At 67.5% G+C, this 12,012-nt stretch carries 15 protein-coding genes; 5 read left to right on the top strand and 10 right to left on the bottom strand.

Features of this window, described 5'->3' with window-relative positions:
* Positions 1–186: 186 nt before the first annotated feature.
* A complete protein-coding gene (locus tag ACWD12_RS13710; protein WP_450099713.1) occupies positions 187–981 on the top strand; it encodes a hypothetical protein in 795 nt (264 codons plus the stop codon).
* 211 nt (positions 982–1,192) lie between these two features.
* Here the strand turns inward: ACWD12_RS13710 and ACWD12_RS13705 are convergent, their stop codons facing one another.
* The 3 genes from ACWD12_RS13705 to ACWD12_RS13695 form a co-directional block, all read right to left on the bottom strand.
* Positions 1,193–1,327: a hypothetical protein gene (locus tag ACWD12_RS13705; RefSeq protein ID WP_450099712.1), complete on the bottom strand. Its 135-nt coding sequence runs from the start codon at positions 1,325–1,327 to the stop codon at positions 1,193–1,195.
* A gap of 358 nt (positions 1,328–1,685) precedes the next feature.
* Positions 1,686–1,811, bottom strand: coding sequence for a hypothetical protein (locus ACWD12_RS13700; RefSeq protein WP_450099711.1), 126 nt, complete (start codon positions 1,809–1,811; stop codon positions 1,686–1,688).
* A gap of 15 nt (positions 1,812–1,826) precedes the next feature.
* Positions 1,827–2,033: a hypothetical protein gene (locus ACWD12_RS13695; protein ID WP_450099710.1), complete on the bottom strand. Its 207-nt coding sequence runs from the start codon at positions 2,031–2,033 to the stop codon at positions 1,827–1,829.
* A 276-nt stretch (positions 2,034–2,309) separates the two neighbouring features.
* Between ACWD12_RS13695 and ACWD12_RS13690 the strand changes: the two genes are divergently transcribed.
* Positions 2,310–2,480, top strand: a complete 171-nt coding sequence (locus tag ACWD12_RS13690) for a hypothetical protein (protein WP_450099709.1) — start codon at positions 2,310–2,312, stop codon at positions 2,478–2,480.
* Positions 2,481–2,511: 31 nt separating this feature from the next.
* Here ACWD12_RS13690 and ACWD12_RS13685 read toward each other — a convergent pair whose 3' ends face one another.
* Positions 2,512–2,961 carry an ATP-binding protein gene (locus tag ACWD12_RS13685; protein ID WP_450099708.1) on the bottom strand — a complete coding sequence of 150 codons (450 nt, stop codon included), beginning with the start codon at positions 2,959–2,961 and terminating at the stop codon, positions 2,512–2,514.
* Positions 2,958–3,272, bottom strand: a complete 315-nt coding sequence (locus ACWD12_RS13680; protein WP_450099707.1) for a hypothetical protein — start codon at positions 3,270–3,272, stop codon at positions 2,958–2,960. The genes ACWD12_RS13685 and ACWD12_RS13680 overlap by 4 nt, the downstream gene beginning before the upstream one ends.
* Positions 3,273–3,560: 288 nt before the next feature.
* Here ACWD12_RS13680 and ACWD12_RS13675 point away from each other — a divergent pair, with 288 nt between their 5' ends.
* From ACWD12_RS13675 to gltX, 3 genes are all read left to right on the top strand, one after another.
* Entirely contained in the window at positions 3,561–4,421 is an 861-nt protein-coding gene (locus ACWD12_RS13675) for a helix-turn-helix domain-containing protein (protein ID WP_450099706.1), read from the top strand.
* Positions 4,418–4,618 carry a DUF397 domain-containing protein gene (locus ACWD12_RS13670; protein WP_450099705.1) on the top strand — a complete coding sequence of 67 codons (201 nt, stop codon included), beginning with the start codon at positions 4,418–4,420 and terminating at the stop codon, positions 4,616–4,618. The genes ACWD12_RS13675 and ACWD12_RS13670 overlap by 4 nt, the downstream gene beginning before the upstream one ends.
* A gap of 368 nt (positions 4,619–4,986) precedes the next feature.
* Positions 4,987–6,360: a glutamate--tRNA ligase gene (gltX, locus tag ACWD12_RS13665; protein WP_450099893.1), complete on the top strand. Its 1,374-nt coding sequence runs from the start codon at positions 4,987–4,989 to the stop codon at positions 6,358–6,360.
* A gap of 71 nt (positions 6,361–6,431) precedes the next feature.
* Here the strand turns inward: gltX and ACWD12_RS13660 are convergent, their stop codons facing one another.
* The 5 genes from ACWD12_RS13660 to ACWD12_RS13640 all read right to left on the bottom strand — a co-directional run bounded on the left by ACWD12_RS13660 (position 6,432) and on the right by ACWD12_RS13640 (position 11,857).
* Positions 6,432–7,535: a radical SAM protein gene (locus tag ACWD12_RS13660; protein ID WP_450099704.1), complete on the bottom strand. Its 1,104-nt coding sequence runs from the start codon at positions 7,533–7,535 to the stop codon at positions 6,432–6,434.
* Positions 7,536–7,549: 14 nt separating this feature from the next.
* Positions 7,550–8,665 (bottom strand): radical SAM protein, encoded by a 1,116-nt coding sequence (locus ACWD12_RS13655; protein WP_450099703.1) that lies wholly within the window; start codon positions 8,663–8,665, stop codon positions 7,550–7,552.
* A complete protein-coding gene (locus ACWD12_RS13650) occupies positions 8,662–9,435 on the bottom strand; it encodes a nucleotidyltransferase domain-containing protein (protein WP_450099702.1) in 774 nt (257 codons plus the stop codon). Before ACWD12_RS13650 ends, ACWD12_RS13655 begins: the two co-directional genes overlap by 4 nt.
* A 2-nt stretch (positions 9,436–9,437) precedes the next feature.
* Complete coding sequence (locus ACWD12_RS13645) at positions 9,438–10,496, bottom strand: hypothetical protein (RefSeq protein WP_450099899.1); 1,059 nt, start codon at positions 10,494–10,496, stop codon at positions 9,438–9,440.
* A gap of 374 nt (positions 10,497–10,870) precedes the next feature.
* Positions 10,871–11,857 (bottom strand): hypothetical protein, encoded by a 987-nt coding sequence (locus tag ACWD12_RS13640; protein ID WP_450099701.1) that lies wholly within the window; start codon positions 11,855–11,857, stop codon positions 10,871–10,873.
* Positions 11,858–12,012: the final 155 nt, after the last annotated feature.

The raw sequence follows: 12,012 nt of genomic DNA, 5'->3' as shown, positions 1-12,012 counted from the left end.
AACAGCAGCCAAACGTTTCGTTTAACCTCGGGGCAGTGATGCTGCCAAACCGTTCCGCTCTCCCGAGGCATCCGCGAAGTGACCGCTGCAGCGAAAGTCCAGCGCTCACGGTGACGTGTGCCGCCCGACAGGTGAACGTGCCGGCCGCCTTTTCCCTTCGGTTCCCTACCTGTTTCAATCAGCAAGGTGAGTGAGGCTGCGGGCACGGCGGAGCACCCCGGCTTCGGCGTGACGCTGGCGCGGTTGCTGAACCACCTGGAGCTCAGTGTGCAGGAGCCGGCCGATCGTGCCGGGTTGACGGCAGACGAGGTCCGAGCGGTGATCGCGGGGGAAGCCCCAAGCGAGGGGCTGCTCCGGCGGATCGCGCCTGTCGTGGGTGTCCAGACCGTGGATCTGTGCATCCTCGCGGGGTTGGCGGTCCCGGACGACCTGGCGCCGTGGGACGCCGCAGCAGGGCGATGGGCGCGCTACATCGTGATGGACGCAGTACACATCCCCGGTGCCGAGCGGCGTGAACTCGTGCATCTCATCCGCTCGCTGCCCCAGGAGGAACGACAACGTTCCGTCTTCACCGCGACGCGGCTCGCATCCCATGCCGGTCCGGGCGGTCGGGTCATCCGCATGCTCCAGTACCGCAATCTGGACTGGATGGGCATGGCGAAGGTCCTGTCAGTGGTGACGCCCACCTACCTGGCGGCGTCCACCTACGGTGCGATCGGCGACGGCCGCAAGGAGTTGACGCCCCGCTTGGTGACGGATTTCTCAGCCCTGCTGGGGATCGACGCCAGAACGCTGGCCGCGCTGACGGGCGTTCACCTGCATGAGGTGCCATCGCCTCCGGCCCCGGAGGCGATGGACGCTGCGGTTCTGCTGTGGGAGGCGCGGCGCCTGTCTGCCGCCCAGGCACAACACATCTCCGAGCTAGCGCGCTCCATGCGCCCGGACCCCATCACGTACATCATCGATCTGCCCGGTTTCTGACACTCCTGAGCACTCATCGCCGCGCCGCGGCCACCACCGGGCAGGTCCGCGCGGTCGTCGAGCGGCTGGCTGCAGCCGGGCAGCGGAAGCCGGGCGCCCTGGTCACAGGCTTGCCGTGAGGGGTGTTTGGGGCGGTTGCGGCGACTTGTTGGTGCTGCGAGGGTTCAGGCTGGCCTTGGCCGCGTCGATCGGGACGACGGGTCTCTACCGGTCAGCTCTTGACCAGCACCGATGCCAGGATGGACAGCGCCGTGTCGATTTCGGCGGCGTCGCAGGCGTGCTCCGGCGGAGGCGACGGCAACGACCGGGCCTGGCCGGTGAACGAGCCGCGGACGGGTGTGTCCAAACCGCCTCCGCCGCTGGCGGCGCCGCGAGCGGAGGTGAAGTCGTACGACTCTCTGAAGACGTTCGCCGCGCAGGGGGTGGTGCTTCCATCGCTGACGGAGGCATCGCTGGAGGCCTCGGTACTCCACGGGACGACCGTCTACACGACGACCGTAGCTGGCCTCCAGACGCTGGACGCGGTGAGTGGGCGGTATCGGACACATTCGCGCCCGATGGTCCGCCCTTAGGCACCGGGCCGACCGGGCTCGCGCAGGGCCCGGTCGTAGCGGGGCCCCAGCCCTGCTGGAAGTCGGCGGACGCGAGCTGGTCGTGGCCCCGTTCGTGGTTCTGGTGCCAGGCCGCGGCACGGCCGCCGGGCACTACGAGCTGAGCCTTGTCGCGGTCGACCCTGCGGAGAACACCGCCGCCTGGACGATGTCCACCCGGTTGCCGACGGGTGCTGCGAAGGTGTCGGTGATCGGCGCGCACGGCGATCGAGTCGTCATCTCCCTGACCCAGGACTACGATTCCACCGCGTCGGTGTACGCGGTGGATACCGTCGCGCGCACGGTCGCGTGGTTCAAGGACGGCTTCTTCGGCGCCACGGTCACCGGCGGTTCGGTCATCGCGATCGAGCCCCAGGGCAGCACCAACACCATGCAGGTGGTGACCACGCTCAGCATCGCGGACGGCAGCTGGCGTTGGAGTTTCCGAACAACCGCTACCAAACCAGGATCACCTACGTCGGACCCAAGCTCGTCGCCGTGGAAAGCCGGGACTACTCCAGCGGGCGCCCCTCCTTCCAATTCGTCGATGGCGACACCCCTGGATCGGCACCGGCGGGCCTTTCGGCGGCACCTACAACATGGCGTGTCTCTACGACCGCCGCGCGGTGACGGTCTGCGTCGGCGCCGGCATCGTCATGGGACTCGACGCGACGACCGGCAAGCAACTGTGGCGGCTGCCCGACCAGGGCCGCCGGCCGCGTCGCCCCAAGTGTCACTGTGGCATGGCACGGAGCCGTCTACGGAACCGCAAATGGGCCGGTCGTTCTCGACGCCGCCACGGGCCAAGACCTCGCCACCCCGGATATTGCTCCCGCCCTGGTGAGCGCGAACATCGGCATCGCCGAAGACACCTCAGGCAACGTACGCGCCCACCGCACCACGGGGTGACGCCCCGGGCATTACGGCCCATTCGCCGGTTTCACGTCGCCTGACCGCGCAGGGGATGCGAGGCCCAGAACAGCGAGCCGCTACCGAATCGAAAGCGTCCGCTGGATGCGCTGAAGGCCGAGACGAGTTCCAGCCCTCGTCCGGAGACGGCGTCGTCTGGGGCCGGAACACCTGGCCATGCATCCGCCTGCGGAGCAGGACCGTCGTCCGCCACCGCGATATACCCGACGCCGCGAAACCGCGCAGCGGCCACGCGGATCACCCGCGTACGAGTGTGCACGCATGCGTTGGTGGCCAGTTCCGTGATCACCAACGCCCCCCAATCGCACGCCTCGGACTCCGCGCCCCAAACGCTGAGCAGGGACACGACGAACTTCCGCGACTGGCGGGGGCATTCCTTCGACCGGGGGAATCCGCCCCACACCACATGCGATCCGAAGAGAACCGGGAGCGCGGTGCGCAGTCCCGCGAACGCGATCATCGCGGCACCGCCGATCCGTGGATCGAGCGCGGACCGGCGTCCACACCGTGCACCGCCAGCCACAACGCGATCCGTCGCTGGCGCTGCGCTCGATGCTCGTTGACGCGCTGCTCATGCGCGCGGATGTACGGCCGCACCAACGTGGGCGACTCCGGGCGCAGTTCGACAGTGGGCTGATCGACCGAAGGGATGGTCTGCGGGGCGTCCGGAGTCAGCACGGGCGGCTGTCCCGCCCGGTGTCGGCCACGCTGCCGGCACGCGGTGAATAACGACGTCAGGCGAGTGAGCAGGGGCGAGAGAAAGCTGGCCATCGCTAGCTCCTTCTTTGTGTTGTGACGTAACCCCTGGCGTTTAGCGGCGCAGATGCGAGCGACATATCGCGGGGGTGCGCGGCTGGTGGATGCCTCCGAGGCTCGTGCCGTGATCACGAACCGTGGTGGTCCGGTGACTGACCACTGTACTGGTAAACTTTCACTGGGCAATAGAACTCTGTGAAATTTCATTGGACGCTGCCAGTCGCAAGCCGCCCGCCCGAGCAGTCCCCGTCAGCTACGGCAAGATTGCCGTCACGAGTCACACAGTCGGCGAAGGAGGCTTTCGTGGGGCATACGCCTGAACCGACCCGCCTGCGCCTGGAGTTGGGGCGCAAGCTTCGGTCTCACCGAAAGGCAGCAGGCTTGACGGCCCGTCAGGCCGCAGGCGTCATCGAGGCGTCCGAGCCCAAGATCAGTCGCATCGAGACTGGCAAGGCGTCACTCAAACGCATCGAAATCGAAGCGCTGTTGCGCGCGTACGGTGCCGACGACGACTCCATCACCAAACTTCTGGCGCTCATGGAGGAAGCCAAGAAACCCGACTGGTGGGAGGACGAATCCGCCGTCGTGCCGGTTGGCTTGGGAACTCTGTTCAACGTCGAGACGGCCGCCAAGGCGCTGCGCACGGTCAGCTCCACGATCATCTTCGGAATGCTTCAGACCGAGGCGTATGCACACGCGATCATCAGCGCCCACTGTCCGAACGAGCCAGAGGACGTCGTCGTCCGGCGCGTACGCCTGCGCATGAAACGCCAGCAACTCCTCGACCGCGACGAACCCCCGGAGGTCACCGCGATCATCGACGAGTGCGCGCTCCGTCGCGTAGTCGGTTCCCCCGCGATCATGCGGGAGCAGATCGCCCATCTCGTCGAAGCAGGGCGCCGGCCCCACATCACGATCAGAGTGATCCCGTTCAGCGCTGGCGCGCACCGCGGACAGATGGGCAGCTTCCTCTGGCTGACCTTCCCGGAAGACGACGATCCCGACGTCGTCTACTCCGACAGCCTGACTGGGAATATCTACATCACAAAGGCCGACGAAGTCGCTCACTTCGCAACAACGTTCGCGGATCTCGAACCCCTGTCGCTCAGTCCGAGCGACAGCGAGCACTACCTGCGCAGGATCTTGGAGGAGTACGCGTCATGATCAGTCCCACGCCGCACCCCCGCTACCCCAGCGCTGTCTGGACCAAGGCAAACGCCTCCGGCACGGGCTCTGACTGCGTCGACGTTGCCGTCCTGCGCAAGCGCGTGGGAATCCGCGACTCCAAGAACCCAGTGGGCGACGTCCTGGAGTTCCCTCTTCACAGTTTTGCCTGCTTTACGGATGCCATATTCGCTTGATCCTTGGAGGAAGTTGGCCGGTCCTACACGGGACCGGCCATACCTCCCACGAGAACACTCATCGCGCTGCTCGGCGCCCCAGACGCAAGCCGTGCAGATCGCTTGGACGACCGCAGCGCGACTGCACACAACTCACAGCGGCTTACCGGCGTCGTCCCTCCAGGTCGAGAAGGCCACTTGGCCGGTCTGCTGATTACTTGTGGAGGGCGCGTCTCCGCCGACACAGCCGTGCGCCTATCGGCGTCGTTCGAGGGACTTGGACTCGAGAGCGTGCGTAGTTGCACATGCGAGAGGCACCGGTAGCGCCGACTACTCTTGTCGGCATGTCCAAGACAATCCGTGTCCGATTCGCGCCATCCCCCACCGGGATGTTTCACGTAGGCGGAGCCCGCTCCGCGCTGTTCAACTGGGCCCTGGCCCGACAGCAGCAGGGCAAGTTCGTCCTGCGGATCGAGGACACGGACGCGGAGCGCAACCGCCCCGAGTGGGTGGACGGCATCATCAGTGCACTGGCCGCGATCGGTATCAGCGACAAGGACCCGGCCTTCGAGGGCCCGTACTTCCAGTCGCACAACACCGAGGGCCAGTGCGAGGCCGCGCTGAAGCTGCATGCCGAGGGCAAGGCGTACTACTGCGACTGCAACCGCGAGGAACTGGTCCAGCGGACGGGCTCGCAGCACCTGGGGTACGACGGTTTCTGCCGTGACCGCGGGCTGGCATATGCGGAGGGTCGAGCGCTGCGGTTCCGGACGCCGGACGAAGGTGCCACGGTCGTCGACGACGTGGTGCGGGGCCGGACCGAGTTCCCGAACAACGCCATCGAGGACTTCGTCATCGCGCGCGGCGACGGATCGCCGGTATTCATCCTGGCCAACGCGGCAGACGATGTCCGTGAGGGAATCACCCACGTGATTCGCGGCGAGGAGCACCTGTCGAACACGCCGAAGCAGCAGCTGCTGTGGGAGGCGTTCGGCGCGCAGCCCCCGGTGTGGGGACACTTGCCAGTGATCGTTAACGAGAAGCGGCAGAAGCTCTCCAAGCGCCGGGACAAGGTGGCGCTGGAGGACTACCTCGCCGAGGGGTACCTCCCCGAGGCGATGGTCAATTACCTGATGCTGCTCGGCTGGGGGCCCGGCGACGACACCGAGATCCGTCCGTACGAGGAGCTTGAGGCGCTGTTCCGGCTGGAGGACGTCAACAAGGCAGCGGCGTTCTTCGATGTGAAGAAACTGTCGGCGTTCAACGGCGAGTACATTCGCAAGCTGTCGGAAGAGGAGTTCGCCGCCGCGTGCCAAAGGTGGCTCCAGGCCCCATATGCGCCATGGCCTTCGGAGGCCTTCGACGATGCGGTGTTCCGGTCCGTCGCGTTGCTGGCCCAGCCGCGCATCACGGTGCTGAGCGAGATCACCAAGTACGTGGACTGGCTGTTCTTGGACGAGGCCCCGTACGACGAGGCGTCGTGGGCGAAGGCCATGAAGCCGGGCGCGGAAGCCATGCTCGCCTCGGCGCGCAATGGCTGGGCCCAGGCGGAGTGGACCGCGGACGCACTCAAGGCTGGCCTGGAGACCGCCGCAGCCGAGCACGGGCTCAAGCTCGGCAAGGCGCAGGCGCCCGTACGCGTCGCGGTGACCGGCCGCACGGTCGGGCTCCCGCTGTTCGAGTCGGTCGAAGTCCTGGGCCGGGAACGGACGCTGGCCCGCCTCGATGCCGCCTCGGCCAAGCTCGCCGCCACCGGATCGTGAGCTGAACTTGTGGGTGCCCCCGCCGTGCCTTGTTGGCAGGGTGGGGGCACCGTTCTTGCACGCTGCGGATTTCAACGCAGATCCACCAGACGATGGGCGGTGGCGGCGGGCTCGACCGGCATCGACCACAGGGGGCAGATCGGGACGATTTTCTGATCGCACTCGGTGCTGATGAGAGTGCGCTGAAGATGGTCGTACGCGGCGCAGCCGCCGCCGCATACCCCAGCGTGCGCGCAGGTGCGGCAGCCGGGGGCGGTTTTGCTGACAAGAGTGAGTTCACTCTGGCCCTTGTGGACACGGGGCACGATCCCGCCGTTCCGCCAGGTGCCGTAGTGCAGATCGGTGTCGAAGAACGCCGAGCAGATGTACACACGGTTGTCCGGGAAGATCGCGAGGCGTTCGAGGTTGCGGGCGGTACAGCCGCTGTAGCCCTGGGCACTGATCTCAGCGAGCTGGTCGGGGCTGGCGAAGGCAGGCGGGTAAAAGACGCGGACGCGGCGGTCGGCGGCGTGGCGGCTGATCTCCTGGCACAGCTCCATCCACTGGGCGGGCGGGATCTGGAGGTGCGGCTTGTCCATGCCGAGCCCGGTGGGGGTGAAGTAGTGGAAGGACAGCATCTCCAAGCCGACTCGGTCGGCCAGGTCGATCGCGGCGAACACGTCTCTGCGGTTCTCGGTGGTGATCGTGAAGATCGCCCGAGTCTGACGGTCTGCCGCCACGGCGCGCTCGATGCTGCGTATCAGGGGCGCCCACGTGTTCGGGCCGCGCATGTTCTCGTGCGTGGCCGGCTGGGCGCCGTCCATGGAGAAGCTGAACGAGTCGAGGCGGTCGTCCAGGACGGACCAGACTTTCGGCGGGATGAGGCCGTTGGAAGTGATGACGGTCTTGTAGCCCTGGGACGCGCACACGTCGAGGATTGCGTCGAGCTCCGGGTGCGTCGTCGGTTCGCCGCCGAGCAGGTAGACCTTGTACTGCCCGTACAGGACACGGAGGGCGGAGAGGATCTCCTCGACCTTGTCGGGGCTCATCCGGATCTCGTTGTCGAGCCGGTCTCCCATGTAGCAGTGGGCGCAGCGGAGTGAGCACCGATGGGTGATGTAGAGGAAGAGGAAGGGCTCCTTCGCGGCGGTGGCCGCGGCGGCGTGCGGGACGGCGTCGTGCAGGGTGTCGGTCATCGCGGTGCCTTCCGTTATCGCAGGGCGTGCAGGGAGTCGACGGGCCGGGTGCCCCACGCGGAGACGGTCCAAAGGACGCACAGCGGCGTGATCTGCCGGTCGCAGGAGTAGAAGCCGTCCTTGCTGTAGGCGGGCAGCTGGGAGTAGGCCGGGCAACCGCCGCCGCACGTGCCGGTGTTCGGGCAGCCGGTGCATACCGGGTCGGAGCTGAGGTACGCATTCAGCTCGTTGTCCGGGGACGGGTTGAGGATCAGGCGGCCGTTCTCGAAGCGGGCGTAGTGCCGTTCGTCGTCCATGAAGACGGGGCAGGCGTAGACCGTGCCGTCGGGGTAGACGTGTGGCCGGTCCAGGGTGCGCGCCGGGCAGCCGGGGTATCCCCGTTCCGCCCAGTGCGCCTGCTCGTCGGCGGGGACGAAGGTGGGCGGGTAGTAGACGGCGAGGCGGGGCTGCGGCGGGTATGCCTCGATGGCGGCGCAGAAGTCCATCCACTCGCTGGGGTCCAGCGGTTGGAGGAATCGTGCGCCGTTTCCGGTTTTGCCGAGATTGTGGAAGCTCAGGGTGTGCGCCCCGAGGTCGGCGAGGAAAGGGATGAGGTCGAGCGCGCCGGGGGCGTTGGTCTTGGAGACCGTGCACATGACGCGGACCTGGTAGCCGCGGTGGCGGGCCTCGGCGATGCGGTCGGTGACCTTGTCGAAGTTGTGGGGGTTGCCTCGGATCTTGCGGTGGACGATCGGGTCGGCGGACTCCAGGGAGAAGTTGAACGAGCCGAGCATCTCCGGCCCGATCCGGTCGAAGACGCGGTCGTCGAAGTCGCCGTTGCTGGAGATCGTCACGGTGTAGCTGCGGTCGCGGGCTTCGCGGACGATCTCCGGGAGCTGCGGGTGCAGGGTGGGTTCGCCGCCGAGCAGGTACAGCTTGTCGTGGCCGCCGGTGATCTTGAAGTAGTCCATGATCTCGACCGCCCGCTCGACGGTCATGGTGTTCGCTTCGTTGAGGCGGGTGTTGCCTACGTAGCAGGTCTTGCAGCGCAGCCCGCAGGCTGTGGTCGGGTAGAGGAAGACGAAGCGCTCGCGGGGCTGGGTGTAGATCGGCTTGCGTATGAGCGGCATGCCGAGCTCGACAGCGGTCACGGTCCCTCCGAGAGCGTGTGGGGGAAGGCGAGGCACTGGGCGGCGAACGCGTCCCGGGTCAGGCCTTCGGCGAGTGGGAGCGGGCAGCACTGGGGGCTGCCGCTCGGCGCAGTGGTGACCGGGCGCGGCGGCAAGCAGCGTGTGCGGGCCTGGAGCGTGGTGCCGAACCAGCGGTCGAGGCCGATGCCGACGGGGGTGTCGGTCCAGTCGTGGTCTGCCTCCCGGCCGGCCCACAGGTCGGCGAGTCGAGCTTGTTCGCTGCCAGATGGCAGGGCGAGGTGTTCCTTGTGCTCCTGGATGCGGGGCATCGGCCAGCGGGTGAAGTAGGCGGCGGCCCGCTCTTGCAAGGTGGGGATCAGATGGTGCGGGTCGCAGATGTGCACCTTCGGGTCGGCGAGGAACTTGTAGACGACGTCGCCCTTGCGGAAGACCGACAGCGGACAATCGGCCTGGTAGCAGGCGGACCGCTGGAGAACGGGGGCCGCCGCGAGCGCCCGCTCGGTGAAGGTCAGCAGTGCTTCCAGGGCTGCGGCATCGAAGATCTCGCCGCAGTGGTCGAAGTCCAGCCCGGTGTCGAGGTGCAGTTCGCGCAGGTCTTCGGCGAATGCCCGCTCGGCCGCGCGGTCGCCGTGGTGGAGGAGGACGAAGACGTCGATGTCGCTCGTGGCCTTTTGCGTGCCACGGGCGTAGGAGCCACCGACGAAGGCGAGGACGAGGTTTTCGGCGAAGCGGTCCGAGGCGAGACGAAGGGCCTGGGCGGCAGGGGACACGGTCACACCGTCCCGTGGTTCGTAAGGACCGGCGCATGGGACGCCAGGACACGGTCCGCCGCGGCGAGGCCGGCGACCGCGGCCTGCAGGATGCCCTGGGCCAGACCGGTGCAGTCGCCAGCGGCGTACAGGCCGGGCAGAGAAGTCTCCATGCCGTCGGTCAGGGCGAGTTCGTCCCAGAGGTTCTCCAGTTCCAGACCGATGACGGCGACCTGCTGGGCTTCCCGATCGGCGAGCGGCCGGCCCGTGAAGGCGGCGATCAGCTCTTCGAAGACCGTGCACAGCGCCGCGTGCACGTCGGCGGGGAGGATGCCGGCCAGGTCGGCCACCTGGTAGTCGTGGAGGGAGGGGGCGTGGCCGGCACGTCGGGTGAACTCGGCCAGGTCGGCGCAGGTAAGCCGCCGGTGCCGGAAGTCCGGGTACCACTGGAGCACCGGTTTGCCTGGCCTGTCGGAACGCAGGGCCCGGTAGGGGGCGAGGAGGTGGCCGTCCACCCAGGCGGCGTCGCGGGGCCGGCCGACGTCGTCGCGCAGCTGGGCGAGCAGGGCGAAGTTCCCAAGGGCGGAGGCTCCCGCTTCAGGTATCACGTGTCCGTCCAGCAGGGTGTGACCGCCGTAGTCGGTGAACTTGATGCGCCCACCGCCCGGTCCAGCGCAGAAGCAGAAGGTCTTCACCTTCACGCCATGGCGGACGAGTGTGGTCTTGAAGTCGTCGTGGATGGCGGCGCCGGCGGACAACAGAGGGGTGGGCGCTTCGAACCGTACGCCGACGGACGGTATGGGAGCGGCGAACTCAAGTTCGAGTGCGCGGATCTGCCTCGCCCACCATCGCTGTCCGCGGCGGCCGACCGCGGCCACGATCCGCTGGGCGGTGATCTGCTCGTCGCCCTCAGGGGACCGGAGTCTGGCGGTGAACCCCCGGTGCGCGTGCGGCCGTAGGGAAACCACCTCCGTGGCCATACGCACCCTGATGTTGCCGCTCGTGGTGAGGCGTTCGTACAACTCGTCGATGACGCGGCGGACTTGGGCGGAGGAGAGCGAGGCGACGGGATAGTCCTTCACCGCGAAGGGTGTCGCACCGGGCGAAGCACCCCGGAAGTCAGGCAGCGCGGACCCGCACAGGTAAGCCAGGGCCTCGTCGCTGAGCGCGTCAGCGCGCTCGGGGCCCAAAAGTTCGGCCAGACGTCGGCCGCTGGGGAACTTCGAGAGCTTGACGCCGTCTCCGTAATGGATGGAGCCCCCGAACCCTGAGATTACGTTGCACACGCCTCGGCAGCCGTGACAGGAGCGCAGTCGGTCAACGGGGCAAATCCGGTTGGTGTGATGGCGGCCGGCATCGACAAGGATGACGTCTACGCCGTGCCGGGCGAGCCGGTCCGCGGCCATCAGGCCGGCCGGGCCCGCTCCGATCACGAGGACGTCGGTTGTTCGGTGTGTCACGTGGGCACCTCCGCGTGCTGAGTGATCCATTGCCGAGCGTGTGCCGCCCGTTCGGCCAGGTCGCGGTTGGCTGCGGCCAACGTGTGCAGCACCTCGGGGTCGTAGAGGTGGTGGTAGCGCTTGGGGCGCTGATCGAGGGCCGGTGCGCAGCACAGGTCGACCACGCCGCCGCACCGCGGGGAGCTCGCGGCATCGGCCACCCGGCGCCGATACTCCGGGTGCAGGTTCGTCGTCGCGATGACGGTGTCGTACGGTCGATCGGCCAATGCCGTCTCCAGACTCGGAGCACGGACCACCGTGACGTTTCCGAGCCCTTCGACCAGGCGGCGTAGCTTGCGCGGGCCCCGCGTCAGCATGACCACTCGCTCGTACCCGGCCGGTGGTGCGGAAGCGACCGCACGAGCGAGCATTCCGCCGCCGATCACCAGCAGTTGCCGCGCGTCGCCGCGCGGCGTGAGCAGGAGCGTCGGCAGATCGCTGTAGTCCACTTCGGCGCGCAGATCGAACTCTTCACGAGCCTGCTCCGCCAAGCGCAGCGCGCTCGTGGTGAGTTGGAACAGCGGGTGATCGGACGTCAGGCGTCCGACCGCGTCCACGACCTGCCGGTGGATGAACCTCTCCCCGAGGACAAGGGACCGAGTACCAGCAGCGATCTGCGCCAGCCGGATGAGCGCCCGATGACGTCCCCAGATACGGGGACGGCTCTCCAGCATCCGGATGGATGCGGATGAATCGCCGGCGGTATACCACTCGATGCGCTGACAGGTGTGCAGGAGCATGCCGTGCCCGGACGGACCGGGAGGGACAGCGCACAGCGCTTGATGGGCTTGGCCCAGGGCTTCCAACGAGTGGGTGGTGTCATCGGCGAAAAGGTGGGCGACGGACGGCTTTACGTTCCGCTGCGCTGGAAGAAGGCGTCCACCGGGACGAAACGATGTCGCGGGGTCGCCGGCATGTTCGGATGCGTTCAGGGTGTGCGGCATCAAGCCTCCGTGCCATCGGGGTGCGCGAGCCTGCCCGCTCAAGGCGGGCCTTCTCAGGCGCGCAGAGGTCTCGGGTCGGCTCAACTGTCGGGAAGGGACGGCCGACTCAGTGGTCATCTCGATGAGCCTGATGCTTGCGCGCGTGATCGCCTAGG

The organism is Streptodolium elevatio (assembly GCF_053592165.1).
This window is presented reverse-complemented; position numbering and strand designations above follow the sequence as displayed.

Coding starts and splice junctions, on each gene's coding strand:
- ACWD12_RS13700 (WP_450099711.1), bottom strand. CDS start 1,811: ATGACGACTCGATCGCCGTGCGCGCCGATCACCGACACCTTCGCAGCA.
- ACWD12_RS13685 (WP_450099708.1), bottom strand. CDS start 2,961: ATGATCGCGTTCGCGGGACTGCGCACCGCGCTCCCGGTTCTCTTCGGA.
- ACWD12_RS13680 (WP_450099707.1), bottom strand. CDS start 3,272: ATGGCCAGCTTTCTCTCGCCCCTGCTCACTCGCCTGACGTCGTTATTC.
- ACWD12_RS13670 (WP_450099705.1), top strand. CDS start 4,418: ATGATCAGTCCCACGCCGCACCCCCGCTACCCCAGCGCTGTCTGGACC.
- gltX (WP_450099893.1), top strand. CDS start 4,987: ATGTTTCACGTAGGCGGAGCCCGCTCCGCGCTGTTCAACTGGGCCCTG.
- ACWD12_RS13660 (WP_450099704.1), bottom strand. CDS start 7,535: ATGACCGACACCCTGCACGACGCCGTCCCGCACGCCGCCGCGGCCACC.
- ACWD12_RS13640 (WP_450099701.1), bottom strand. CDS start 11,857: ATGCCGCACACCCTGAACGCATCCGAACATGCCGGCGACCCCGCGACA.